General features: G+C 42.2%; 29 protein-coding genes. 23 read left to right on the top strand and 6 right to left on the bottom strand.

Annotated features, from left to right (window positions below; genetic code table 11):
* The first annotated feature begins 37 nt into the window (after nt 1-37).
* The 15 genes from CJD36_RS03740 (at nt 38) to CJD36_RS03660 (ending at nt 10,026) form a co-directional block, all read left to right on the top strand.
* The gene (locus CJD36_RS03740; RefSeq protein WP_133162479.1) at nt 38-232 is read left to right on the top strand and encodes a hypothetical protein; all 195 of its coding nucleotides are present in this window, start codon (nt 38-40) and stop codon (nt 230-232) included.
* 442 nt (nt 233-674) lie between these two features.
* Nucleotides 675-863, top strand: coding sequence for a hypothetical protein (locus CJD36_RS03735; RefSeq protein ID WP_105037750.1), 189 nt, complete (start codon nt 675-677; stop codon nt 861-863).
* Nucleotides 864-1,176: 313 nt separating this feature from the next.
* The gene (locus tag CJD36_RS03730; protein WP_133162478.1) at nt 1,177-1,467 is read left to right on the top strand and encodes a hypothetical protein; all 291 of its coding nucleotides are present in this window, start codon (nt 1,177-1,179) and stop codon (nt 1,465-1,467) included.
* Between the two features lie 252 nt (nt 1,468-1,719).
* Complete coding sequence (locus tag CJD36_RS03720; protein ID WP_133162477.1) at nt 1,720-3,696, top strand: phage/plasmid replication domain-containing protein; 1,977 nt, start codon at nt 1,720-1,722, stop codon at nt 3,694-3,696.
* A gap of 212 nt (nt 3,697-3,908) precedes the next feature.
* Complete coding sequence (locus tag CJD36_RS03715) at nt 3,909-4,886, top strand: hypothetical protein (protein WP_105037746.1); 978 nt, start codon at nt 3,909-3,911, stop codon at nt 4,884-4,886.
* 65 nt (nt 4,887-4,951) lie between these two features.
* Complete coding sequence (locus tag CJD36_RS03710) at nt 4,952-5,389, top strand: hypothetical protein (RefSeq protein WP_105037745.1); 438 nt, start codon at nt 4,952-4,954, stop codon at nt 5,387-5,389.
* 1 nt (nt 5,390) lies between these two features.
* Nucleotides 5,391-5,633 (top strand): hypothetical protein, encoded by a 243-nt coding sequence (locus CJD36_RS03705; protein ID WP_105037744.1) that lies wholly within the window; start codon nt 5,391-5,393, stop codon nt 5,631-5,633.
* 4 nt (nt 5,634-5,637) lie between these two features.
* On the top strand, nt 5,638-5,970 hold the full coding sequence (locus CJD36_RS03700) for a hypothetical protein (RefSeq protein ID WP_105037743.1): 333 nt from the start codon (nt 5,638-5,640) through the stop codon (nt 5,968-5,970).
* 419 nt (nt 5,971-6,389) lie between these two features.
* Nucleotides 6,390-6,701: a hypothetical protein gene (locus CJD36_RS03695; protein ID WP_105037742.1), complete on the top strand. Its 312-nt coding sequence runs from the start codon at nt 6,390-6,392 to the stop codon at nt 6,699-6,701.
* Nucleotides 6,702-6,745: 44 nt separating this feature from the next.
* Entirely contained in the window at nt 6,746-7,216 is a 471-nt protein-coding gene (locus CJD36_RS03690; protein ID WP_105037741.1) for a hypothetical protein, read from the top strand.
* Complete coding sequence (locus tag CJD36_RS03685) at nt 7,216-7,794, top strand: hypothetical protein (RefSeq protein ID WP_105037740.1); 579 nt, start codon at nt 7,216-7,218, stop codon at nt 7,792-7,794. The genes CJD36_RS03690 and CJD36_RS03685 overlap by 1 nt, the downstream gene beginning before the upstream one ends.
* 216 nt (nt 7,795-8,010) lie before the next feature.
* Entirely contained in the window at nt 8,011-8,442 is a 432-nt protein-coding gene (locus tag CJD36_RS03675) for a hypothetical protein (protein WP_105037738.1), read from the top strand.
* 58 nt (nt 8,443-8,500) lie between these two features.
* On the top strand, nt 8,501-8,707 hold the full coding sequence (locus tag CJD36_RS03670) for a hypothetical protein (protein ID WP_105037737.1): 207 nt from the start codon (nt 8,501-8,503) through the stop codon (nt 8,705-8,707).
* 5 nt (nt 8,708-8,712) lie between these two features.
* A complete protein-coding gene (locus CJD36_RS03665) occupies nt 8,713-9,165 on the top strand; it encodes a hypothetical protein (RefSeq protein WP_105037736.1) in 453 nt (150 codons plus the stop codon).
* Nucleotides 9,166-9,672: 507 nt separating this feature from the next.
* Nucleotides 9,673-10,026, top strand: a complete 354-nt coding sequence (locus CJD36_RS03660; protein WP_105037735.1) for a PDDEXK family nuclease — start codon at nt 9,673-9,675, stop codon at nt 10,024-10,026.
* Nucleotides 10,027-10,057: 31 nt separating this feature from the next.
* Here CJD36_RS03660 and CJD36_RS23165 read toward each other — a convergent pair whose 3' ends face one another.
* Nucleotides 10,058-10,288, bottom strand: a complete 231-nt coding sequence (locus CJD36_RS23165; RefSeq protein ID WP_105037734.1) for a hypothetical protein — start codon at nt 10,286-10,288, stop codon at nt 10,058-10,060.
* Nucleotides 10,289-10,393: 105 nt separating this feature from the next.
* Nucleotides 10,394-10,603, bottom strand: a complete 210-nt coding sequence (locus CJD36_RS03650) for a hypothetical protein (RefSeq protein WP_105037733.1) — start codon at nt 10,601-10,603, stop codon at nt 10,394-10,396.
* Nucleotides 10,604-11,023: 420 nt separating this feature from the next.
* Here CJD36_RS03650 and CJD36_RS03645 point away from each other — a divergent pair, with 420 nt between their 5' ends.
* Entirely contained in the window at nt 11,024-11,626 is a 603-nt protein-coding gene (locus CJD36_RS03645; RefSeq protein ID WP_105037732.1) for an SOS response-associated peptidase, read from the top strand.
* Between the two features lie 76 nt (nt 11,627-11,702).
* On the opposite strand, the gene CJD36_RS03640 is transcribed toward CJD36_RS03645, so the two are convergent.
* Nucleotides 11,703-12,716, bottom strand: a complete 1,014-nt coding sequence (locus CJD36_RS03640; protein WP_105037731.1) for a T9SS type A sorting domain-containing protein — start codon at nt 12,714-12,716, stop codon at nt 11,703-11,705.
* A 198-nt stretch (nt 12,717-12,914) separates the two neighbouring features.
* Here CJD36_RS03640 and CJD36_RS03635 point away from each other — a divergent pair, with 198 nt between their 5' ends.
* Nucleotides 12,915-13,973 (top strand): DUF2167 domain-containing protein, encoded by a 1,059-nt coding sequence (locus CJD36_RS03635; protein WP_105037730.1) that lies wholly within the window; start codon nt 12,915-12,917, stop codon nt 13,971-13,973.
* A gap of 2 nt (nt 13,974-13,975) precedes the next feature.
* Nucleotides 13,976-14,581 carry a rhomboid family intramembrane serine protease gene (locus CJD36_RS03630; protein ID WP_105037729.1) on the top strand — a complete coding sequence of 202 codons (606 nt, stop codon included), beginning with the start codon at nt 13,976-13,978 and terminating at the stop codon, nt 14,579-14,581.
* An 86-nt stretch (nt 14,582-14,667) separates the two neighbouring features.
* Here the strand turns inward: CJD36_RS03630 and metF are convergent, their stop codons facing one another.
* A complete protein-coding gene (gene metF / locus CJD36_RS03625; protein WP_105037728.1) occupies nt 14,668-15,621 on the bottom strand; it encodes a methylenetetrahydrofolate reductase [NAD(P)H] in 954 nt (317 codons plus the stop codon).
* A 178-nt stretch (nt 15,622-15,799) separates the two neighbouring features.
* Complete coding sequence (locus CJD36_RS03620; protein WP_105037727.1) at nt 15,800-16,984, bottom strand: C1 family peptidase; 1,185 nt, start codon at nt 16,982-16,984, stop codon at nt 15,800-15,802.
* A gap of 141 nt (nt 16,985-17,125) precedes the next feature.
* Between CJD36_RS03620 and CJD36_RS03615 the strand changes: the two genes are divergently transcribed.
* The 4 genes from CJD36_RS03615 to CJD36_RS03600 all read left to right on the top strand — a co-directional run bounded on the left by CJD36_RS03615 (nt 17,126) and on the right by CJD36_RS03600 (nt 21,881).
* Nucleotides 17,126-17,971: an OmpA family protein gene (locus CJD36_RS03615; protein ID WP_105038054.1), complete on the top strand. Its 846-nt coding sequence runs from the start codon at nt 17,126-17,128 to the stop codon at nt 17,969-17,971.
* Between the two features lie 105 nt (nt 17,972-18,076).
* Nucleotides 18,077-19,003: a lytic transglycosylase domain-containing protein gene (locus CJD36_RS03610; protein WP_161499197.1), complete on the top strand. Its 927-nt coding sequence runs from the start codon at nt 18,077-18,079 to the stop codon at nt 19,001-19,003.
* A gap of 121 nt (nt 19,004-19,124) precedes the next feature.
* Entirely contained in the window at nt 19,125-21,521 is a 2,397-nt protein-coding gene (locus CJD36_RS03605) for a penicillin acylase family protein (RefSeq protein ID WP_105037725.1), read from the top strand.
* 12 nt (nt 21,522-21,533) lie between these two features.
* The gene (locus CJD36_RS03600; protein WP_105037724.1) at nt 21,534-21,881 is read left to right on the top strand and encodes a hypothetical protein; all 348 of its coding nucleotides are present in this window, start codon (nt 21,534-21,536) and stop codon (nt 21,879-21,881) included.
* Nucleotides 21,882-21,937: 56 nt separating this feature from the next.
* Here the strand turns inward: CJD36_RS03600 and CJD36_RS03595 are convergent, their stop codons facing one another.
* Entirely contained in the window at nt 21,938-23,533 is a 1,596-nt protein-coding gene (locus CJD36_RS03595) for a peptide chain release factor 3 (protein WP_105037723.1), read from the bottom strand.
* A gap of 513 nt (nt 23,534-24,046) precedes the next feature.
* On the opposite strand from CJD36_RS03595, the gene CJD36_RS23160 reads away from it, so the two are divergent.
* Nucleotides 24,047-24,397, top strand: a complete 351-nt coding sequence (locus CJD36_RS23160; RefSeq protein WP_161499196.1) for a hypothetical protein — start codon at nt 24,047-24,049, stop codon at nt 24,395-24,397.
* The last annotated feature ends 83 nt before the right edge of the window (nt 24,398-24,480 follow it).

Here is a 24,480-nt window from a genome sequence, read left to right as displayed (position 1 = left end):
AGGTGGTTTTTTTATGTCACTAATTAAATGGTTATATATGTTTGACGCAAGTAAAATGATGATCTCCTTTCTCCAAACTTGGGCGATTTTCTCTGAGGAAGAAAAAATTAATACGCTCGTTGATCTTAAGCATGTCGCTTCAAAGTTTGTTCACCTGGAATTTGGTGAGATGCTAATTCTCTTCATCGATGACCAATTGAATGACCTTCAAAATCTTGGTGGCCATGTCTAAACACTATAAGATACGCATTTCCGACCTCCGAAAAGGAGACAAATTTATGTTGGTTAAATATGGCCGTCTTTATTTCTGTTTGATAAATGACCGCAAATCAGATGGCACTTATTGGACTTTGTTTAGTAAAGGTGACCAACAATTCAGCAAGATGTATTCACCATCTAAACAGGTCATAGTTCGTAATTCTTCACACTCATAAAATCCATTCTATGCGTTTAAAAATCCCGTACCTCGTACGATTTCTATTTCCTCGGTTCACTCATCGTGTTCATATTCAATACGAAGACTGTCGTTATTCCCGCCGCTACGTTTCCAAGCTTGAAAGAAAGCTGCGCAAAACAAAAAGAAAACATTGCCCTCCGGTTTCTGTCGATGCAGTCATAACAATGATGATGGAAAACCAAGATAAGTTAACCGAACTCGTTCGCAAATCTTTTCAATGACAAATCAAGAAAGATTGTGGGCATACAAATATGCTCACTTAGTACTTAGTGCTCAGCTTTTTCTTTTGGAGAAAATTACACCTAAAGAAGAAACTAATGTCCTGCCTGTGTATTCACATCATCAGGCTATGATAGATTCCTTTACAGATGCGTTGGAAACATTAGACGTATTAGCTAACCCATAACGATTATGACACAGACCGAATTTTGCCTTGTTTTCGATAATTATCGCCGTTGGCACCTCAACGATAATTTTTTAATTATGAGCTTGTCAGACGCTTTAAACAAGCGTCAAAACGACATTGACCCTTCTACAGTTGATAATATTATTTATGTAAAAGATTCTTAATAACTTCCCCGTATTGTGTATATGTAACACAACACAATACGGGGAAAGTTTCCCCACCTTACAAAAAACTATATCCACATCAAACCTTTGCCTGCAAAGCAATACAGCGGAAAAACTGTATGTTATTATTAATTAATCAACTATGTTTTATGGAACTTAACGAAATTAACCGACCAGTTGCACCTTTTGATCTTTTTGCATACTCCGATACCGATAGTGCAAACAGCGAACTGCAAAAGGCCGCGTGGCAGCTTTTGAAGCTGTGCACCGAGATTCAATATCAAATTACCAATGATATGAAAAACGGGGAGATACAAGATTTCCCACCCTCCCTTATGGCTATGGTGTCCGGTACTCTTGGAGTCATCGCGTACTACCGCCAATACACATTACCATTTTTACTAAAAACTAAACATGACCTTCAAAATTGGAAATTATGACATACGTAGATAATTTAAATGATATGTTTTCTTTTTATCCTTTCATGAAAGACAATGTAAAAATGCTTCGATACTACCGTTGCATCAAGCGAACAAAAATGTATCTCGGTTCTGTTCTTCGTCCAGAACATCAACATACCAAATGCGAAAAATCAGTAAACCGATTTTGGCGTTTAGCAAACAAACAGTCGAGCGGCCATTACTGGCACTGGCGCTGCAATAACCAAAATATCAAATGGGCAAAGCAACATAGTGCATACGCCCGAAAATACCGCCTTTACTTTCGCTACGACCGCCGTAAAGCAAAAATTTTTCGTCTCGCTCAAAAAATGCAAACAGACGACTTGCCCTTTTAATCACATTCTAAAAAAAAACATGGATACTGTAGTTTATAAACTTCACAGAGCAAGTAAGTATGAATTGATATTAGCCGCTGTTACCGACCTTGAAAAACAGGGTAAGGGAATAGTCCAGGTGCCACAATCAGAAAACAAAGAAATTAAATACGATGAGGCATGGATGAACTTAAAACTCGGCACTATCTTCTTTTTCAACTATAATACAAAAATCAAAATCCCCTCATCCAGTACTGGGATAATGATAACCCACGATAAGCAAAAGGATTTGATAAAATTTGAGTTCTCAATTCCAAAATTTTTATTTGCTAATAACGTGGTAGAAGTTATCCCGGCTTTTACATCGAAACACTATAAGCCATATGATCAGGGAATGATAAATTTATGTGCTCGGTTCTGGTACAAGGTCATAAAGATGATATTCACTCGTGTGATCTTCGAACTGACCGCAGGAACCGCAGGTAAATTCAGATGGGAAGACGTACAAATCAGCCGCTTGGATATTGCTTTTAACCAGATATTTCAAAACAAAGAAGATGCTTTATTTTATCTGGAAAGTATGAAACAAGTTCGTGTACCAAAGGGCGGTAAAGACTTCGTATTATACGATTCTTCCATCACTTACAACAACCCTCGCTACTATTGGAAAATCTACCACAAGGGCGCTGACTTTAGGGCTACTGGCCGCAATGGTATCATAACCACAATGAAGGAATACCACAACCCGCTAACCGGGGTGATAAAAGACAAAGCAGACAAATGGGGTGAACAAATAGGCACGGCCGCTATAAATAAGCCTACCGACCTGAATATGTCCATGTTGGAAATGTCGTACGATAACATTGACGAATTAGAACTGTATGCCGACCGCATACTACGTTACGAACTGGAAGCAAGGGGAGGGCTCATGTCCTATCTTTTTAATCGCCATCTAAAAAAGCACAAGGTAGAAGGATATCAAGCCCTTTGGCGTGCTGTTTTCTACATCATGGAAGATAGCAATTATGCCATAGCCAGAGATGTTGAAACACGGTACGTTGATATCTGGGGTGTACCATCAAAGAAGTATACAAAATCCTTTGTCACAAAAACACATTACCTCCCTGCAGGCCATTTCAAGGATAGTGAAAACCTTCACGGCATGCAGCCGGTGCATGATCCACAACAGATAAAGCGCATAGACAAAATAACCCGCTGCCGCTATTTTCTTGAAAAGAAATACGGGCTAAAAGACATCTATATGATAAAGAAACTGAATAAGTTTCTCGACCGGGAGCAGGGCCGCTATCATCAATTCTTTATAAAAGTCGATTCAGTAGATGCAGCCGATGGTAATAACCAGATGAACTATGACGATGATGGTGTCCAGGTGCATGATTTTATTGACATTTTCGACACTACCGACCAGCGACAAAAATTTTCTCTTTCGCTCCTCAAAATTCTCATTAAAAAACACAACCATCTTTTTACACATTTCCAATTTGACAAGCTGCCGGTACCTTCTGAAATCAGCATGAAAGTAAAGGAAATGAACTACCGTCATGATGCCACTATAAGCACCGAAAAGGAGAAAGCAAAGTACAAAATGAGGGAAAGTCAGGTACAGATGATTTTTCAGCTTTTGAAGACACAAACATGGGATGATATCAAGCGTAGCAAGGTTTTTGACCGAAAAACCGTGTATAATTGGCAACAACGTATTAAAAAAATTCAGGGTTTAGAAAACTCAATAAATTTTACAGAGCGGGAATTTACCGATAGCATAGTCAAGGACTGCGCCAAGCTTTACTTTCGGCATTATGGAGAAATGTTAGCGCTCTATAACCCGGTTTCAAGATTTCTAAATAAACAAACGCTCCTGTTGGAAGTCTAGTGATTTCGCATGAAAATTTGGGTCACCAATACGGTACAAACAAAACCATTTTTTTATGCGAAAACTTAAAAAATTTCTGCCTTGGATTCTCGGGATGGTTGCAGGTATTCTTGCACGTCCTTTCATTGAGGAAAAGTTCCCACACCTTAAGCTGCCAAAATAAAAATTGGCGGCTTTCGGCATTTCAAAAATAATTTAAAAACCATTTTTTTATGGCACAGATCGTAGGTCAAACGACCGGAAAAGAAAAAGTAGCAGGCCGTACCGTCAAGGAACTTGCGGTTACCATGCGCCTTGTAAACAGTACCGGAACGGGTACGGTTACAACATTACCAGTACTGCGGAATATCACAGTGAAGTCTATTCTTCATCGTGTCGGTACGGATCATACAATACTGGAGGGCAATTTGCAGAACTATGCAGTAGATAGCCATTACGAAAGGGGATTGGAAGCAATTGTTTCAGCTACTTATCTGGAGCAAAAAGGCTTGGGCCAAGCCTTGCTGCATATCCGCATAACGCTACCTGACGTGATCAACTGTCACAGCGGTGATATGCTGGAAACAGATGTAAGCGTACTTTCAGGTACCTACACCTCGTATTTCAACGTAGCACAGTGTGTTACTGATATCCAGTGGGTTGATGCCTTCGGTGTAGAGCATGGAATACCATACATCGCCATAAAGGCAGTGCAGGGAGCCGTTGCATCTCACCCTGAAGTAATTGGCGATGGCGTTCAGACTATCACGCTCCTGAACTTCGATCAGGGATTAGCGACTACGGCCGCTACCACTGACGCAAATCAGGTAGTAACGGGAATACAGCTGAATACCAACATTGGCACATTCAATGAGACAGCGGATCACCTCAACAGCCGCTCAATGCGCATGTTTGAAACACAGACAGCTCGCTACATCAGGGGGCAGTGTTACCGCATCCACTCGCACAACGGTGCATTGATGCATGACGTACGCATAACGCTGACCATGAACGCAGCCCTTAACACGGCGGCAAACAACTTCATCGTTGTACGTGGTTACAAGCATGATGGCGAAACGCACATCAGGGCACACGAAACGATGCACAAGCACCAGACCGCACACGTACAGCACGTTGCAAAGCACATCGGCAACGATGCTATAAGCAAGTCGCTGAACGCTGCAAGGAATGGTGCACGTCACCTGCGTTAATTGTTCACAAAGAAGTGTGGCCGTAGGCCGAACCCTGCCGCCACCTTCTTTATAATTTTTTTCTTATGTCATTATTTGGTAGAATATTCGGGAGCAAGCGACAGCTTGAAGAGGACAAAGACCGTAGGCATCACGAAGAAGTGATGGCCGCACAACGTCAGGAAACCCGCAAGCACAATACCGATGACCGTACACAAGCTGACATTGTAGCCTACCAGAACCACATGAACCCGATAAGCCGTGCAGGCGCTACCATCAGCGCTATAGGCGGTGCAGCTGGTCAGATAGGCGGTGCAGTAGGTAACATCATGTCAGGCGGCATGATGGGCGGCGGTGCAAATGCAGGCGGATTCCCCGACATGTTCAAAGGCATGTTTGGCGGTAGTAAGGGTGCTGGCTCTCCCGGCGCATCTGGCTCTGGCGGTCCCGGTGACTTGCTGAAAAATCCGCTTGTACTGGCCGTTATCGCTGTTGTATTACTCATCCTTTTTAAAAAGAAATAGCATGGAAGAGATAACAGACTACGGAGTATCGTACAACCCCAATTATCCTGCCGGTGGTTATCCTGCGCAACCATCAGGCGGAAGCGGTTTTTTGAATTTCATGAACTCCGTTCTTAACGGTGTAAAAGGAATTCAGCTACCGACAGTAAAAACAGATGTTACGCTCAAAGCAGACCAGAAACAAAGCACAATGCTTTTAGTAGTGGGAGCGATAGTAGCAATTATTTTCCTTTTCAAAAAATAGCAACATGACACTTGTAGATTTCCTTTTTATGCTTATTGCCAAGTTCATTGACATGGCACCCGGTAAACATACCGAACTAAAAGACAAAGCGTCTCTGTGGTACACGAACATGAAGACCGATCCTAAATATGCGAAGTACGCTGAGTATATGGATCACTGGATGTTTCAGGTATTCTTATGCTTTGCATTCCTTTTCTCTGTAAAGTCTATCGCTCGTTGGATGGTCGCTGACAATAACCCAGGTGCAACCGATGACGACGATAGTGACGATGAAGAAGAATTCGAAGAATGGCAGCGGCAGAAGAAATCAAAGGCGCAAAAATTCAGCTTATCTTAAAATAACAATGGCATGCCCAGATACAGAAATAAAAAGCGGTTTCGTGGTTTCCGTAGGTTAAAATCCCGCTTCCGTAGGTTTAGACAGAGAAAACGTGCCTACCGTCGAACTCGCAGTTCCCGCCCTTTTAAAAGACGCTTTAGCGGTAGCCGCTTCGGTAATCCTAGAAGGTCATTTCGGAGGAAGGTTAGCAGGCGTGGTAAATCAAAAGGCTTTACACTTTTTGGTTTTTCATGGCCTATTCTGGGTGCAATTGCTGCGGCTATTTACTTCCTCTTCTTCAATAAAAAGAAGCCATTTAACCCTGACGCAATACACGGAAATGTAAACGGTCAGGAAGTAACCATGAATCCGTATAAGAATTATTAGCCTTAACCCGGTTCCGTCAATGGACCGGGTTAAGGTGTCAAAACGTTTATATGAAAAAATTGACACTTGGATTATTCCACTTCATCCACGGACTAGATATTTTACATCGTGGTGGTACACCACCGGCTACACCTGAAGATACGGCGTCACAGTTCGTACCAAAGAAAGAAGGGGATAGCAATCCTACTAACGATTTCCTTACCAGCGATCCTGTTAAGGAACTTTTCGCGGATCTGGAATCCCTCATTATCGATAAGCTTACCGGACAGCCTACAGTTGCCGATATTCAGAAGATAACTGAAGACATAAAGACTGACCTCTTTAAGTACATCGATACAAAGATCGAAGCAGCTTTCAAATAATCTTTCACCTGGGCGGCTAACAACCGCCCACTTTTCATTTTCTCATGATTCTTGCAAAAACACTTTTAGGTAAAAATATCGCTGTCAAGTATGCTATGACAGTCGATCTGTACGATGGTGTAAATGGCAATAAAATAGGTATCCTTTCTTCGCATGCTAAAGGAGACTATGCCACTGTTGTTGAACTTAAGACCTATAATGTTGTTACTGAAAGTGTGTTATGGATGCGCCTTGAAGATCCCGAGCAACAATCATGGGTTATGTACGTTGATGGTGCATATGAATTTCCAGACGGCCGGCCCATTATTGTAGATTACAAGTCTATTGAAGACATGACTGCTAGCGTATTTAGTCAGGCTGTTGACATGGCAAAAAATGCCGCTGAAAGTGTTCTCCCTGAAGGTATGAAAGATTGGTTTTCTAAGCTGTCTGACATGCTTCAAAAAGGTATAGTAGTTGCTGCGATCGGTGCAGGCTGCTTCATTATTTACAAAATATACAAAAAAATTAAGTAATGACTTTCGATACAGACTACATAAGCGATTTACTTCGGACCGCTTACGCTGTAGGCGGTTTACCTACAGTCACACCATATCATGGTAATTTTCGCAATCTTGCTGAGCAATTAAAGCCCTCAAAACATGCTTTTTTTGGTCAGTTGCGCATTAATAACAAGGCTTTATTATCAAAGGTTCCGGGAGTAGTTGAGCCATCAACTTACGGTAGTGTAAATGTGTTATGCTCCAAGTTCAAAGGTATTTTTCAGGAAATACTAGGTACACCTTACAATCCACAGGGTGTATCTGGTATACCTGCCGCATGGTCAGAATCAGACGAAATACTACAGTTTGACAACATCCTTTTTGATGATCTTGGGTTTATCGTTGCCGCTGCTTTCAGTGTCACATACCTCTGTGACTTTGACGCTCCCAGTATGGGACTTAATTTCCGTAGCCTTGCTACACTTTCGGGTAATAGCAATACTGGTGCAGCTGTCCCGTTTCCTGCTGGCACCGCTGCTTTAGGCAGTCTGTTTGCTTACGTCCCACCTTATTTGTCATTTGTCGGTTATATCATCAACTATGGAAATTAAGGGAAAGAACTACGCCACTTGGCTGGTCGTCTTAGCGGTCTTACTGGTTGTCGCACTGGTTGCAATGCTTTGCATTGTTGCTATCTGTGCAATACCATTTGCCGCACTTATCCTTGTGATCAACATGGCCACACACAAAGGACACATCCAATTTTCTAAACCAAAAGTTCGCACACCTCGCCCTGAGCGAAGCGAACGAGTAAAAGCATACTAAGCATGATATCAGGTAACAACCCCGGCAATATAAGGCCCGGAATAGGATATAAAGGAGAGAACGGAACGCACAAGGGTGCATCTGGTCTATTCGTCACATTTGATACGATGGAAAACGGTATCCGTGCCTTTTTCATGAATTTTTATGCAGCTGTCCATAAACATGGCCGCAAAACACTTACCGATTACATTACAGCATACGCCCCACCAGATGATGATAATGATACAGAGTCATACATCAACACTATGGCCGAAAAGATGGGCATAGATGCCGATGAACCTATACCACTGGACACACACACTGCCTTACAGCTTGCAAGGGCTCAATTTGAGATAGAAGACGGTGCAGCGGCACATACTATCACGGAGGAACAGTTAGCGGGAGGATTAGCCGCTTTTCGTGCATCAGTTGCAGGTTTTTTTTTGAAGTGTTAGGAACGGTTAAAGAAAATAAGGGTACTTCTATTGTTGTCGTTTTAATAATCCTCTTTATATGTTTCCGAAAACATTTTTCTTCCTTGATGCGTTTCTAACAACTATACTGCTGTATGCCAACTTCACCGGCTTACTACAAGACATTGATTTAGTAGTCGCTATCATAGCCAAACTGGTTACTATCTTCCTTACCTGCGTCATGCTGTACAAGCATAAGATACACGCTAGGCAGGCGATCACATTCATTCAATCAATTTTTAAATAATTTTTATGTTCGATATAATTACAAGTAGAGGTACCGACGGCACACAGTTCATTGCTATCGAGGAGTATATACCCGAAACTTTTGTTTATGGTGGCAATGGAACGCAAGGTAATTTGCTTGATGGCAATGGTAACCAGGTGTATGCAACCTACGCAGGTAAAAGGAACATTTCTTGGACTATTATGCCGGCTAATTCAGTATTTAAATTTGTTAACCTTGCATCTACACCAGCTACCTATGAATTAGATGGCAACGGCGATGTACTAAACGATATCGATGGTGTACCGGTTTTAAGTACTGATTTTTCTGCTGAACAGGTTAATGTAGTTATAACTAGTTCTAGTTATACATTTATTTGCAATCGAGATGAAATCGGTGTTATAGCAACTAATGTTGCTGATGACCTTGACGCCTTTACGTTATCTAACGGTTTATTGTCATCGCTTTATAAAGCATAGAATTTTCATGTTGTTTGTTTTTTTTGAGCCTGCGTTTCTGCGTGGGCTTTTTTTTTGTAATATTGCAATGTGAAAGGCGAAACAAACAGCGCGGAGTAATTAACCGTCAGCCAATGGAAGCTTAGTAGCCGGTCTCCGAGTTAATTACTGTCAGGGGACGAGATGCGGCCAACAATGTGTACACGTTGTTGGCCGTAGACCATTTAAGCGGTTTTCATTAACAAACATTTTTGAAGATCCTTCGCCGATCGGTGCGATATCACCGGTGGCCGCTTCCGGAGAATTTAGTTTAAATCCTTTACTATAGCTATTATGCTTCAAAATAATAATAACAAATCTTCATTAACATTTAAGCGGCCGCGATAGCGGAAAAACAGCTAACGGCCTCCGTCCTTACGCCTGTGGCCAATGGAAGCTATCACGTGAAACGCCCTGCCGGCGTTAGGCAACATCAAAAAGACTTTCCTTTTCTTATTGGAAATCAAACCTTTATTGTATAATTGTGCTATGGCAAATTCAATATATGGATCAATGACAGCTGCCGAAAAAAGCGTAGCTGACTATTTGAAGGAACTCGGCATTTTCTGGGACTATGAAATACCTGTTTACGTTGAAGAAGGTGGCCGTCCTCGGTTATGGTCTCCCGATTTTTTTCTTCCTGAATTGGGAATTTACATTGAGGTAGCAGCTAGCGGTAATATTCCTTCGTACACATTTAGGGAGAAAATTTATAACGAATGTAAGGTCTCATGTATATTCGTATGGCCTTACAGGGATACGGCCACTTGGAAGAAAAAACTAAATAAAGAATTGATTGAATTACATCAATATCGTTGGAGTATCTTAAAGAAATTGTCTTAACCAAAGAAGGCCTGCATTAATGCAGGCCTTCTTAATCTAATCCAGGTAGCGGCATTTGCGTAACGAAGTTTTCCCAATTTTTGGGCAAACATTCAGGAGTGTTGCAGAAATACCTTGTTTTCTTTTTATGTAAGTGTCCGGGATAAGGCATTAGTAGCGGTATCATGAACTCTGCATACCTGCGCCTTTTGCACGTTCCGCAATTATCCCTTTCTTTTGATAATGCAGCTTTTTTATTTTTATTCCCTGTTGGCCTACTCATGCTCAGTTACTTTAGCGATTTCTAAACAAAACTAATGCCAAATTCTGTAAATTTAAAAACCCTGTCCGATAGGGCAGGGTATATTCATTTCTTTATTTTTATTTCTTATCCACGCTTTAAAGCAAGCTGCATTTTAAGCGCAGACACTATAGGCATCAACTTTGTTAAGTTACAGCCCCTAGTGGGGTCTAAACGTTGGCAAATGCCGCTTTCACTTACATTCAACTCGGGATTTTTTTCAAGAAAATCAACTACAGACGAATATTGCCTATAGATTTCTGCTTTAATCTCGCTTTTGATTCCGAAGTGTTTCATAACAATATTTTTTCAAAAGTAAGGTTTTTCGACAAAAACAATATAGATTTGTCAGAAGTTTACAGAATGCTAAATTTTATGCCTAATAGATTCATTAAAAACAGGTTGTAAAATTTACTAAAAAATAAAGTTCCTTGATTTACTGGTTATCGTTTTTATAGCTAAATTTATTTCATCCATAGGGTGTATAATAGTTGGTTTTTGCAGTGCTCTACAGCGCTGTTTTTCAATGCGCAATTTTCTATTTAACATAATGTAAATTATAGAACAAACGGATATGCGTCGCAGCCACGCTCTCCCATGTTACGTAGTGTTAACCAATGTCGGAGCTATGGAATAAGATTAGCGATGAATAATGGAACTGTCTTGTATCTTAGACAGTCCTTTAATCATTGTTTCATATTTCCCTAAATTGCAACAATGTGCAACCGCGTAGCTACCCCCAACCAGGACCAGGCAAAAGGATATTTCGATAAGGTGGAACCCGATCTGCGCGACCTGATAAAGATGGACAAGTTTGTTTCTTATTTCCATGCTACGGCATTCACCATGCCGCTGCTGCCAAAGGCTGAGGAGATCTTTGACAAACGTACATACAAGGATTACATACTCCCCAAAAGAGGACTGCTGTTACTTACAGGATTTTATGAAGGCCAGGAGCAACCGGATAAAACCAGCCAGCCATTCTATATCTATCCGCAAGATGGCGGACTGCTCACACTGGGTTGCGTGTATTCCGACTGGTACAATAAAGAAGAAGATAAGCAGGTAAAGACATTTTCCATCATTACCACGGCAGCCAATGAGCTGATGGCTGAGATACACAATAAGAAAAAGCGCATGCCGCTGATCATACCACCAGAGCGCCGCGACTGGTGGCTGAGCAAAGATCTGTCGAAGGCCGAACTCGAAAACTATTTCGTTCCCTTCCCCAATGGTTACCTGCAGGCCCACAAGGTGAGCCGCAACTTGTATAAGCGTGGTGTAGACAGTAATGCTATTGAGGCACAGATGGCTTTGTAAATTTTAGCCGTCGCGGTCTTTTCCTTCTATTATATATAGGTACAGTAATGAAACGGTAACAAGTAGTTCAAATCCCCTATTCTTTTACAAACGAAACCGACCGATACATCATACCTGCTCCACTCAATGAAAGAACATATATACCTGCAGGTAGTTGATCAACCGCAATGAAAGATAAAGAACTATCTACTTCCCCATTTGAAACTACGCTGCCGCTAAGGTTTATCATCTGGTATCGCATTGTTGATGATGGTAACTTCTTTATAAATAACTGTGATGTAGCGGGGTTAGGATATACTTCAATAAGGTCTGTATTATTGGCAACATCAATACCGCTTGTTTGCGGGATCTTAGCTGAACGGACGGCTTGTATAGCTACTTTGTTAGCATCCTGCAACATCGCTGTAGCGGTCATCCTGCTTAATACCCAGACCGAACTAGTGGCTATTCGCTTTGCAATTACAATGGAATCACCCACTGCGGCAGGCAGGGTAACAGAGATGGATGCATTACCAACAAATGATTTTCTGAATACATCATAGTTTCGGGGTTCACCATTAGCATTTCCTGACGCCAGCACTACCGTATCTTCTGTGGCAACGGCATACAACATAGCGGAGGTAAGTGAACTGGTATCCGTTTTCCTTATTCTTATTTCAGCCTGTAGTGAATCTGTACCAATGCGACTAAGATCGACCGCCATAACAAATGACGACGTACTGCCTGATACTGACGAGAATATGTTAGGATCAGCAAAGGAGGTCCCCGAACCAAGTACATTGCCCTGGATGACGACTCTTGGGGTACCACCGTAGATACCGTAAAAATTAGTTCTGGCATCGGCCTCACTTGCATTATGCATGCTTAGCGGACAGCCCGGATAAGGCGCACTGGGATGATAAGCCACATGCAGTACCTGCGAAAAATTAGCAAGATTAGCAAAGAACGGCGGGTTTTTGCTGGCACATATGCTACACCAAGTGTTGGTAAAATGTTCTGCGACTACCACTTTAGGCACCTGCTGCGCATGACTATAAAATGAGTTAAGGCCAAGTACTGCTATGGCTATGTGCTTGAATATTGTCTTCATAATTGATATTTAATGCAAAAGTATAACCCTAACAGCTAACTGAATGTCGGCTATATTACAAATATGAAGACACACACAAAGATTTTCAGGTTACCGGTAACGATTTTACTGCGGCAATGTAAACCGCATTATTTGTGTTCTACGATAAGTTAGCCTATATTGTCGGCGTTTTACTATAACAATAAACACTACGAATAAATGAACAACGCACTAAGTAATCCTTTCAGGATCTTTTTGTTTTCCGCTATTTTATTGGCAAACGGATTGTTTGGGAAAGAAAAAGTGGACAGCGATGCGCTGCAGCAGGCAATGGTCAAGCACTATGTTGATTCTTTCGACGCTTCACTAAACTTCCAGCACGGCAAAATAGCAATAAAGGATGTTGCCACACTTAATATCCCCGCCGGATATAAGTTCATACCGGCTGATAAGGCTGAAATGATCGTTCACGAGCTGTGGGGCAATCCCAAAAGCGATGGCATATTGGGGATGATAGTTGCTGAACACTATACTATTATTGATACCAATTCGTGGTCTTTTGTAGTCACCTATGATGAGTCGGGTTATGTAAAGGACGAGGATGCAGATAAGATCAACTACGACGATCTGCTCAAGAACGTACAGGGAGAAGAAGCCGAAAACAACAAGGCAAGGGCAAAGGAAGGCTATCCGTCGATCCACCTGCTGGATTGGGCTGCAAAGCCATACTACGACAAAGAGAATAAGGTGCTGCACTGGGCTAAAAAAGTACAATTCGGGGATGACGCTAATTCAACACTTACCCTGAATTATGATGTAAGGGTACTAGGCAGAAAAGGCGTACTAAGCCTTAATGCGGTGGGCCGCATGGACCAGCTTGCTGATATCAACAAACACATACCTGATGTACTGAAAATAACCACATTCAACGACGGCAATAAATATTCGGATTTTAACCCATCTATAGATAAGGTTGCAGCATATACAATAGGCGGCCTGATAGCAGGAAAGCTGATAGCTAAAACGGGGCTTATAGTATTGTTACTAAAGAACATAAAGCTGATCTTGCTGGCAATGTTTGGTGGGTTTGCAGCCTTCAGGAAGAAAGTGGCGGGATGGTTCAGCCGTAAAAAGGAACCGGAATACGAACCCCAGAATTATCAGTATAATACGCGTCAAGAAACTATACCTGTTGCCGAAAACAATGCGGATACGCATACCGATCAGACCAACACCTATACAGGAAACGCTGAAACACTAATAGACGAAAAAGAATAAGGATGCTTACCATTGGTATTATCGTCATCACCAGCATTGTGTCAATTATAGCTATGCGCAACGAGGCTGTCTTTAATAGCTTGTGCCTGCATCCGTATGAAATGAAAGAAAATAGAAAAGAATCTTTTCGCTTTCTATCGGTAGGCTTTATACATGCCGATTTCGGGCACTTGTTCTTCAATATGCTTACCCTCTATTTCTTTGGCACCCAGTTGGAAGGACATGTATTTTCTGAGACTCAGTTCATCGTTTTCTACACATCAGCCACAGTCTTGTCTTGCCTTAATGACTACGCCAAACAAAAAGACAACCCCAACTACCGGGCTTGTGGTGCAAGTGGTGCCGTATCTGCCGTACTGTTTGCACTGGTGCTATTCCGGCCATGGGGTATAGTATATATCAAGTTCATCATCCCCGTTTATTTTATTTTGTTTGCCATTGGCTACATTATTTATTCATACTTCATGAATAAAAAAAATGAAGATAATATAGCTCACGGAATACATTTGTGGGGCGCCCTATATGGCATAGCCTTTACACTACTTATGAAACCTGAATCATTGAGGGGATTTCTGGAAACAATTAAAGATCCACCGTTCCTTAAATGAGCATATTGTCGACATGTAGTTGCCGAAAACAAAATAGAGCTGCCTCTTGAGCAACTCTATTGAAATGGCACTCTGTTTCGTGTCATTTAAAACAACTGCTTCAGCACATTATAAATGATATGCGGCTTAGATAAAGTATAGAAGTGCAATACGGGAACGTTGTTCTTTAAAAGGTCGCGACACTGGTTAAGCAACCATTCTGTACCTACCAATTCAACGTCGGCGTCGGTCTTGCACTTCATTATTTCGGTATATAATTCTACGGGTATTTCTACATTAAATACGCGAGGTATTATAGTTAGTTGCTTCTTGGTAGACAATGGCTTTAACCCCGGAATGATGGTCTTATTTATACCCGCTGCATTACAACGTGCCACATAGTCGTAGTAGTGATTATTGTCAAAAAACATTTGTGTAGTAATGTAGTCTGCACCCAGATCCACTTTGCGCTTCAGGTTGGCAACATCAATATCCAGATTAGGAGCCTCAAAATGTTTTTCGGGGTAGCCGGCAACACCTATGCAGAAGTCTGTCTTTACACCGTCCAGTATATCGTCTTCCATGTACTGGCCTTTATTGAGGGTGATGATCTGCTTCACCAGCTCTTCGGCATAATTATGACCATGCGGATGCGGCACAAAGAACTTTTCATTGGCGGCAGCATCGCCACGAAGGGCTAACACGTTTTTGATACCCAGGTAGTGAAGGTCAATTAAGGCATTCTCCGTCTCTTCCATACTAAAGCCACCACATATAAGATGTGGTATGGCCTCTATCTGGTACTTATTCATGAGTGCGGCGCAAATACCTACGGTGCCTGGTCTTTTGCGTATCTCTACCCTTTCAAAGCTGCCATCTGTCCGCTTCTTGTATATCTGTTCTGCCCTATGATAGGTAACATTCACAAATGACGGTTTGAACTCCATGAAGGGATCGAGCGTACTAAACAGGGAGTCTATACTTCTGCCTTTAGTAGGGGGTAAAACTTCAAAAGAAATGATAGTTTTTTTAGCTTCTGCTACGTGTTGTGTTAGTTTCATGACTGTAGCAAAAGTAAGTATAATAGGCTTAAAACAAAAAGTGCCGCTATTGAGTTTATCAAAAGCAGCACTTATATTAAGATAAAAGTCAAAACCTAAAGTGTTATAAACACTATCCGTCACTCATTCAACAGGTAGGAGGTTTTTACTTCTCAGTTTTTACTTTTGAGTTTTAAAGTTATTCTCTGTTCAGGTCCATCTTCTTACGCAACTCATCAGGTATGCCATTTTTATGCAGCAAGATAGCTGTGGTCTTGTAACGAACATAAGCCTTGGAAACATAGATATATCCTTTATGATCGTTCTTATCTCCCCAAGAATTCTTAACGATATAGTACTTGCGGCCATTCTGATCTCTTGCCAACCCTACTATATGCATACCATGGTCATCAGTAGTTTCGTAGCTATCAAATGCAGCCTGGCGACTTTCAGGTGTAATGTGGCGCTCGTCCATAGGGCCATCGAACATGTGCTTCTTTGCAGAATCGTCCATGTCTTCGTAATCTTTTTCAGGTACATAAGCTACCCCATTCTTCCAGCTAAAGTACTTTTCACTTACATCGGTAGCCCATGCTACAGTAAAACCGCTGTTCAAAGCATTGTCTATGATGTCTGTCATATCATTCATCTTCACGTTGTACACCTTGTCAAACGACCAGTTATCAGGAACCATAAGGATGGTCTTCTTATAATAAGGTGCAGTGGTAAATGATGACAATTCTACATAATCTTCAGGGTGAATACCTACCACCTCGCGAGCAAAACTCTTAGGAGTATAGGTGCGGTGTTCCCATGTAAAGGTTTCAGGAACAGGGCCGAGGTATGCATCTAATACAGCAGTGTAGGCTGTCTTCCACGATGGAGTGAGCTTACCATTGGGATTAGAAACAACAGCATCCAACATAGCCTTCAGCATAGCCTGAAACTCGGCAAACTTGTTTTTGTTGGTACCATAATGAAGACCAGTGTAAGCTACCTGTGGCATTGCGCCATACTTAGCGTACATATTGATCACATCGTGACAGGCACCGCCATCGCCCCATGCAACAGAACCATGCATACGCACATAATTGTCTGCTTTTTCCTCATAAACACGGCGTGCGCTGTAGAGCTGAGCCAGTTCAACAGGAGATTTGCCCATACGCATCATCTCACTTTCGAGGAAAGAATTAGTAGAGTAACTCCAGCACGTACCAGAACTAGCCTGGTTTTTTATGCTTGTATTTTCAAGGTTGATGATCTTTGTAAATTCATATTTCTTAGCGTTATCGCTCTTGTTGGCATCCAGTTTGGCCACCAGATTGTCCTGAGCGTTAACTACAAGTGGCAAAATAGCCACCGAAAGCATCATGAGTTTTTTCATTAGTTGGAACCCTCTTTTGTAGAAGTGAAACAAAAATACCTAAATCTGTGACATTTAGGTAATACTTGACAAGAATGGCAAAATAAATTGAATGAATAGTCTATTGGCATGATTTTGGAATGGGTATATAAAAACACATCCATGAAAAAATTAGCATTAAGTTCCATCTGCATTTGCCTTTGCATGATATTCCTAAGTTCGTGCGTAGCCAAGAAGAAATACCTGGCCCAAAGAAACAGAGCTGATATGAATCAGAAACAGATCGATATGCTCAACGGCAGAGTGCGCGGCCTGAACGACACAGTAAGTATGCTGTCCGGCAGTATTAGCGATATGAACAACCGCCTAAACCAGTTGGGCGTTGATTACCAGGCGACCAATAATCAACTGAACTCGGCCAAGAGTCAATTGAATATGACCAAGGAGCAGGTAGCTGCACAGAGACTACGTATGCAGCAAATGCAGGCACTATTGGATCAGCAACAAAAGGCTACTGAGGCATTGCGCCAGAAAATAGCGGATGCGCTAACAGGGTTTAACGCCAATGAATTGACCATAAGCATGAAGAATGGCAGAGTATATATATCTATGCAGGAGAATTTACTGTTTCCATCAGGTAGTGCAGTTGTGAATCCTAAGGGAAAAGAAGCATTGTCTAAGGTAGCGCAGGTTCTGAATAACAGTAACGACATAAATATAGATGTAGAAGGCCACACAGACAGTATAGCTATACACAATAAGATGTATGCTGACAACTGGGCTTTGAGCGTGGGACGTGCTACTTCGATTGCACACGTATTGATCGATGACTATAATGTTTCGCCAAAGCGTGTTGTGGCAAGTGGTCGTGCGTATTATGACCCGATCGCAACGAACACTACACCAGCCGGCAGAGGTCTAAACCGCAGAACAGAGATCATACTCGAACCTAAACTAGACGAGTTGATGGATCTGCTGAATACCAATACGACCACGATGAAGAACTAATAAATGATTCCTATTTTAGAAAAAGGGCGGTTCATCCGCTCTTTTTTGATTTTGGTCATACCAACAATGGGAGATATTGAGTAAATTTATAGTCAAATGCAACAAATGAAGTTTAAAACAAAACCTGTCATTTACTTTTTCTGCGGGCTGGCTATTGGAGTAGCCGTGGTTGCAGGCATAGCGTCACGCAAGATCGAACCGGGAGCCACAACAGTAGAAGTGAATAATGAGGGCAGACCACAATATAAGTGGTTCTCCCCTGCCCTGCCAGCCAGCCTCGACTTTAGCGGTGAGGCGGTGCCATTGGACAGGTGGGAAGTAAAAGAACGATTGGACAGGGAAATGATAGTTAACTACTATGTGCATGGTAGTCAGCTGTATATTCTGAAACTAGCAGGCAGATATATGCCGGTTATTGAGGAGCGATTGAAAGCCAACGGTATTCCGGATGACTTTAAATATGTAGCAGTAGCTGAAAGTTCTTTACAGCAGAATGCGGTGTCGGGTGTCGGCGCGTCCAGCTTCTGGCAGTTTATGAAGGATACCGGTCCACGCTATGGCCTTGAAATAAGCGATGAAGTTGATGAACGTTTTAACGTAGCAAGGGCAACAGATGCGGCCTGTAAGTATTTTAAGGAGGCTCATGATAAGTTTGGTACATGGACGGCAGCTGCAGCATCATACAACTGCGGTATGGGTGGCTATAACAGTCAGGCCGATTTTCAAGGAGCAACCAATTACTATGACCTGATCTTTCCGGATGAAACTAATCGGTACGTTTTCAGGATACTGGCTTTGAAATACTTGTTGTCTAACCCTAAGATAGCAGGGAATATGATAGACCCTGCAGAGGCATATAAGCCGCTGAAAGGTAAGGATGTAGAAGTAACAGCAACTATTGCAGATCTGGCAGTATGGGCAAAAGCCAACAACACCACTTACAAGATGCTGAAGATATATAACCCATGGCTAAGGGCGCATAAGCTGACTGTTAAACTAGGGAAGAAATATATTATTCAATTACCTGCCTAGTCGTGGCTAGTTTATATTAGTGCGTCTTTAATATTTTGGCTAAAGCCGTTTTTATTAATGTTATTTATGCCACGACTTGAAAGTTGTGGCAACTATTAAAACAAACTTTTAACCCATATAGATGCGGATAGCGCTGGCAATAATAGTGTTGATTGCAACCTGTGGATTGGTTTACCTGTTAGACAATCCTATTGGCGACCTGCCTGCTATAGGGCGGTTACTGGACCCCGTAAACGGATGCTGGGCAAGTGCCGAACCCACGAACAAGAACTTTGCCGCAGACCTGAAGTTGCCCCAGTTGAAACAGCCTGTGACTGTATGGATGGATGAGCGCCTGGTACCACATGTTCATGCAGATAATGACCATGACATCTATTTTATGGAAGGCTACTTACATGCCACCTTCCGCCTATGGCAAATGGACATGGAGACTAGAGCCGCTGCCGGAAGAATATGTGAAGTGGTTGGGAAGAAGGCATTTGACTATGACAGGGAGCAGCGTAGGAAAGGTATGGTGTATGCAGCTGAAAATTCACTAAAAGCCATGGAAGCAGACCCACGCACGAAAGTGATGATGGATGCCTACAGCGAAGGTATAAATGCCTATATAGCTCAACTTAAATACAGGGACTACCCTCTTGAATATAAACTGATGGGATTTGCACCTGAGCCATGGACCAATATTAAGAGCGCACTCCTGCTTAAATATATGGCTGATGATCTGACTGGTAGCCCCAATGATATTCCGCTTACTTACCTGCGCGAAACAATGTCAGCGGAGATGTTGGAATTGCTGTACCCGGAGCGTTTAGCCGGCTCATCGCCTGTAATACCTGTGGGCACTACGTTTGAGAAGCCGTCGCTAACCGTGCCGAAAGCACCAGCTGATACAATGTATCCCCGGTTTAAGCGTGAGGATTTTACAGAAGAACGCGAGGATGGTATAGGAAGTAATAACTGGGCATTGTCTGGCAGCAAAACACAGAGCGGCGCGGCAATATTGTGTAATGACCCTCACCTTGGCTTGCATCTGCCATCGCTGTGGTATGAGGTGCAACTGCAGGCACCAGGCATGAATGTATATGGGGCATCATTACCAGGAGCACCTGGAGTGATCATAGGGTTTAATGATAGTGTATCGTGGGGCTTTACCAATAATTACAGGGACGTAAAGGATTACTACCTGATAAAGAAAGTGGATGGCGACGGAGGCAAATACTGGCTGGATGGTAAGCAGGTGTCTTATCAACAACGACTGGAAACGATAGTCATAAAGAACGACCTCACTTTTGTAGACACTGTTAAGTATACCATATACGGCCCTATAACTTACGATCAGCAGTTTGAAGCTGAAGGTGGATTGGAAAAACCATTGGCTATGTGCTGGATGGCACATAAAGGAACCAATGAGTTACTTGCGGTGTACATGATGAACCGTGCGACCAGTTATGATACCTGGGTAGATGGTATTCTCAACTTCCAATGCCCCGGACAGAATATGGCTTTTGCAGACCGGAAAGGCAATGTGGCACTGTGGGGACAAGGGCAGTTTGTGAACAAATGGCAAGGACAGGGTAAGTATATAATGGACGGATCGAAGTCATCGACCAAATGGGGAGAGCTGATACCGATGCGTGAAAATCCGCATGTGCTCAATCCGGCGCAAGGCTTTATTGCTTCTGCTAATCAATGCGTTACAGACGCTACCTACCCTTATTGGTACGATGGCGATTTTGTTGAATTGCGCGCATGGAGAGTAAACCAGGTATTGACCGGAATGCAAAAAGCATCTATCAATGATATGTTTGCGTTACAGAATGATACTTATTCGATACTTGCAGCTAACACCCTTCCGATAATGCTGAAGAACCTGCCTGATGATTTTAAAGGTTACGAAAAAACCTACATAGATAACCTGAAGAAGTGGAACTATCAATTGGCAGTAGATAGTAAGGAAGGGACGATCTTCCAGATATGGTGGTATTGCCTTTATAATAAGATCTGGGAGGGAATTGGCAATGTGCCATCGCAGTTCTATCCGTTACCAGAAAGAACGATGCAGTTGCTGGCGCAGGCAGATACAAGCAAAACTAAATTGCCACAACTTGAACATCTTAATGTGCTGATGAAACTGAGCTTTAAGCAAGCGATGGATAGCGTGGCCAAAGCTGAGAAACATGGGTTGGAATGGTATAAAGTAAAGAACACCAGTGTAAAACATCTGACCAATTTACCGGCATTTAGCTATGACCAATTGAAGATAGGCGGTTGGGGCAACACGGTAAATGCAGCTAAGGGCAACCATGGGCCATCGTGGAGAATGGTAGTGCAGATGGGTAAGGAGATAGAAGCTTACGGTGTATATCCAGGCGGACAATCAGGTAACCCCGGCAGTAAGTATTATGCAGACTTCCTGCCGTTCTGGACAGAAGGCAAGTATAACAAATTGTTATTCCTGCCCAATGGTCCGAAACAGAATGATAGCCATCTGAAATATACATTAACCGCCCATCAATAATTTAAGCCAAACATGCGTACGATACTTTTCATAATACTTATCGCTGTTTTATCTGCTGTGGCTGAAGTGTTCCTGCCGTGGTGGATGATAGCTGTAGTACCCTTTCTTCTGGCGATGATCATGAATAAGAAAGGCAGCACGTCATTTCTTGCGGGTTTCGCCGGCATTGCGTTGTTTTGGTTGGTAGCGGTGTTGATCAAAGACATTCCTAATGAGCACATTCTGTCGCGTAGAATGGCTACGTTGTTCAAGCTACCTAACTATGGCTTGCTGATATTAGTAGTGACTGTTTTGGGTGGATTGATAGGTGGATTATCCGCTTGGGCGGGTAGTTTATTGAGACAACCGAAGAATGCATAAAAAAAGGTGCACCTTGCGGTACACCTGATTCTCTATCATTTTACACCTAAAATTTTCTAACTACTCATTGCTGTTTTGAACTCTGACGTAGTATGGAATTCAATGCCGGGGTTGTTTTGTCTTTCGGTATTCAGGAACCATTCGCTCTGGGCCAGGTAAACAAGGTTGCCGTCCTTATCTTCCATGATGTTAGCTTGTTTGAAACGCACGAAATCATCAATTGCTTTTTTATCGCCGGTTATCCAGCAAGCCTTGTAGAATGATAGTGGCGTGAATGAGCATGAAGAACCATACTCCTGCAATAAACGATATTGTATCACTTCAAACTGGAGTTCACCAACGCAACCAATGATCTTGCGCTGCCCGCCATGCTGAGTGAATAACTGTGCTACACCCTCATCTGTAAGCTGGCGAATACCCTTTTCCAACTGCTTGGTTTTCATAGGGTCTTTGTTCACCAGTTCTTTAAATATTTCAGGTGAGAATACCGGTATACCAGTAAACTGCATTACCTCGCCTTCAGTAAGTGTATCACCTATTTTGAAGTTGCCAGTATCGAACAGACCCACCACATCGCCGGGATAAGCTTCTTCAATAATGTCCTTTTCGCGCGCCATAAATGAATACGGATTGCTGAAACGAACATCTTTATTCAGGCGGCAATGTTTGTAATAGGTATTGCGTGCAAACCTTCCGGAACATACCCTGAGGAATGCTACTCTATCTCTGTGACGGGGATCGAGGTTGGCATGTATCTTAAAGATAAAACCGGTGAACTTTGCTTCTGTAGGGGCAACAAAACGAGTATCGGTGTTGCGGCCTTGCGGGCGTGGTGCTACCTGAATAAACGTATCGAGTAATTCCTTTACCCCAAAGTTGTTAACAGCACTACCAAAGAAAACAGGGCAAACCTTTCCTTTCAGATACTCTTCCGTATCCAGTTCGCCATAAACACCTTGCAACAACTCAACGTCTTCCCTTAACTGGGTAGCATTGCGCTCGCCTACCTTTTCATCAAGCAACTTATCATTAAGGTCAGCGATAGGAACTGTATTTTCCTCGGTTGCTTTCTGACTTGCAGTAAACAGATTGAGGCTGCTATTGTGCAGGTTGTATACACCCTTAAATTCCTTACCCATGTTAATAGGCCATGACATAGGGTGCAGTGACAATTTCAATTCCTTTTCTATTTCATCAACGAGGTCGAAAGGATACTTACCATCACGGTCTAACTTGTTGACAAATACAATGACAGGCGTATCACGCATGCGACAAACCTCAACCAGCTTACGAGTCTGATCTTCCACACCATTCACGCTATCAATAACCAGTATTACACTATCTACTGCGGTAAGTGTGCGGTAGGTATCTTCGGCAAAGTCCTTGTGACCGGGCGTATCGAGGAGGTTGATGAGGGTATCGTTATATTCAAAGCTCATTACGGAAGTTGCCACCGAGATACCTCTCTGGCGCTCAATTTCCATAAAGTCGCTGGTTGCATGCTTTTTTATCTTGTTGCTCTTTACAGCACCTGCCACCTGTATGGCGCCACCGAACAACAACAGTTTTTCTGTCAAAGTGGTCTTACCCGCATCGGGGTGCGATATGATGGCAAAGGTTCTGCGCTTGGCTATTTCTTTTTCGAAACTCATTTACTCGTTTGGTTAATTATGGTAGATAGTCGTTAGTACATAGTAGATAGTTCCGACTGATATTTCTTAATTTATGAAATCTATCTACTAACGACTATTTACTATCTACTAAAATGCGCAAAGGTCGGAAAAAGTGGGGAGATTAAAATATGTAGTTTATCTACTCAATACCGGGCTACAACGTTGTCATCAATTTGTTGACCAAATGTACTAGAATCTCTTAGTAAGTATTATATATTTGGTGCTGTTTAAGTCTAACCTGTTTACCTGAATTATATGCCGAAGACACTATCCGTTCTACTTTCAGTCATGATTCTTCTTGAAGCCTTTACAGCGTTGCACTTCACCTTAAGTTTCTTTCATGAGAGTATATTTACATTCCTAGCCAATATGTGTTTGACCTTGCTGAACGCATTTGTCTTTTTGATTTTGTCCGTCGTAGGGTATGTGAAATACCACAGAACAAAGGATAGAACTCAATTCAGACCAATGTATATTTCCTTAATTATAGCGATGTTGTTAGCAATTCCTGTTTTAATTAAGAATCAAATAATATCTTCCCCCTCCGTATTATACTGTAATTCTGATCCTCTGAACAATTTTGAAATTCATATTGATTTCAAAGAAAACGGCACTTATGAGATTATAACACAAGGCTTAGGGGCAGTTTTTAGCCACGGGCATTACTCCATGCACGATAGCATATTTATTTTGGAAAAGAACTGGATAGACTCGTTAATAGTCAATAAAAGATTGCTCAATAGCTACAATGGACTCATGTACCAGGTTGACGAGCAAAACAAAATTATAGCCGGTTCAAGTATCTTCAATGTTTCGAGAAAGAGAGAAGGAAGACACGGCTAATTAAAAAATATAATGGTATAAGGTTAGATGAAATAGAATATCTCAACGTGTAAAATATTTACTTCGGACAGGAGTATAAAATC

Source organism: Flavipsychrobacter stenotrophus (assembly GCF_002954265.1).
Lineage (GTDB): Bacteria > Bacteroidota > Bacteroidia > Chitinophagales > Chitinophagaceae > Flavipsychrobacter > Flavipsychrobacter stenotrophus.
The sequence above is the reverse complement of the archived record's forward strand: the minus strand, read 5'-3'. Positions and strand labels throughout refer to the sequence as shown.

Coding starts and splice junctions, on each gene's coding strand:
- CJD36_RS03740 (WP_133162479.1), top strand. CDS start 38: ATGTTTGACGCAAGTAAAATGATGATCTCCTTTCTCCAAACTTGGGCG.
- CJD36_RS03735 (WP_105037750.1), top strand. CDS start 675: ATGACAAATCAAGAAAGATTGTGGGCATACAAATATGCTCACTTAGTA.
- CJD36_RS03730 (WP_133162478.1), top strand. CDS start 1,177: ATGGAACTTAACGAAATTAACCGACCAGTTGCACCTTTTGATCTTTTT.
- CJD36_RS03715 (WP_105037746.1), top strand. CDS start 3,909: ATGGCACAGATCGTAGGTCAAACGACCGGAAAAGAAAAAGTAGCAGGC.
- CJD36_RS03710 (WP_105037745.1), top strand. CDS start 4,952: ATGTCATTATTTGGTAGAATATTCGGGAGCAAGCGACAGCTTGAAGAG.
- CJD36_RS03705 (WP_105037744.1), top strand. CDS start 5,391: ATGGAAGAGATAACAGACTACGGAGTATCGTACAACCCCAATTATCCT.
- CJD36_RS03700 (WP_105037743.1), top strand. CDS start 5,638: ATGACACTTGTAGATTTCCTTTTTATGCTTATTGCCAAGTTCATTGAC.
- CJD36_RS03695 (WP_105037742.1), top strand. CDS start 6,390: ATGAAAAAATTGACACTTGGATTATTCCACTTCATCCACGGACTAGAT.
- CJD36_RS03690 (WP_105037741.1), top strand. CDS start 6,746: ATGATTCTTGCAAAAACACTTTTAGGTAAAAATATCGCTGTCAAGTAT.
- CJD36_RS03685 (WP_105037740.1), top strand. CDS start 7,216: ATGACTTTCGATACAGACTACATAAGCGATTTACTTCGGACCGCTTAC.
- CJD36_RS03675 (WP_105037738.1), top strand. CDS start 8,011: ATGATATCAGGTAACAACCCCGGCAATATAAGGCCCGGAATAGGATAT.
- CJD36_RS03670 (WP_105037737.1), top strand. CDS start 8,501: ATGTTTCCGAAAACATTTTTCTTCCTTGATGCGTTTCTAACAACTATA.
- CJD36_RS03665 (WP_105037736.1), top strand. CDS start 8,713: ATGTTCGATATAATTACAAGTAGAGGTACCGACGGCACACAGTTCATT.
- CJD36_RS03660 (WP_105037735.1), top strand. CDS start 9,673: ATGGCAAATTCAATATATGGATCAATGACAGCTGCCGAAAAAAGCGTA.
- CJD36_RS23165 (WP_105037734.1), bottom strand. CDS start 10,288: ATGAGTAGGCCAACAGGGAATAAAAATAAAAAAGCTGCATTATCAAAA.
- CJD36_RS03650 (WP_105037733.1), bottom strand. CDS start 10,603: ATGAAACACTTCGGAATCAAAAGCGAGATTAAAGCAGAAATCTATAGG.
- CJD36_RS03645 (WP_105037732.1), top strand. CDS start 11,024: ATGTGCAACCGCGTAGCTACCCCCAACCAGGACCAGGCAAAAGGATAT.
- CJD36_RS03640 (WP_105037731.1), bottom strand. CDS start 12,716: ATGAAGACAATATTCAAGCACATAGCCATAGCAGTACTTGGCCTTAAC.
- CJD36_RS03635 (WP_105037730.1), top strand. CDS start 12,915: ATGAACAACGCACTAAGTAATCCTTTCAGGATCTTTTTGTTTTCCGCT.
- CJD36_RS03630 (WP_105037729.1), top strand. CDS start 13,976: ATGCTTACCATTGGTATTATCGTCATCACCAGCATTGTGTCAATTATA.
- metF (WP_105037728.1), bottom strand. CDS start 15,621: ATGAAACTAACACAACACGTAGCAGAAGCTAAAAAAACTATCATTTCT.
- CJD36_RS03620 (WP_105037727.1), bottom strand. CDS start 16,984: ATGAAAAAACTCATGATGCTTTCGGTGGCTATTTTGCCACTTGTAGTT.
- CJD36_RS03615 (WP_105038054.1), top strand. CDS start 17,126: ATGAAAAAATTAGCATTAAGTTCCATCTGCATTTGCCTTTGCATGATA.
- CJD36_RS03610 (WP_161499197.1), top strand. CDS start 18,077: ATGAAGTTTAAAACAAAACCTGTCATTTACTTTTTCTGCGGGCTGGCT.
- CJD36_RS03605 (WP_105037725.1), top strand. CDS start 19,125: ATGCGGATAGCGCTGGCAATAATAGTGTTGATTGCAACCTGTGGATTG.
- CJD36_RS03600 (WP_105037724.1), top strand. CDS start 21,534: ATGCGTACGATACTTTTCATAATACTTATCGCTGTTTTATCTGCTGTG.
- CJD36_RS03595 (WP_105037723.1), bottom strand. CDS start 23,533: ATGAGTTTCGAAAAAGAAATAGCCAAGCGCAGAACCTTTGCCATCATA.
- CJD36_RS23160 (WP_161499196.1), top strand. CDS start 24,047: ATGTTGTTAGCAATTCCTGTTTTAATTAAGAATCAAATAATATCTTCC.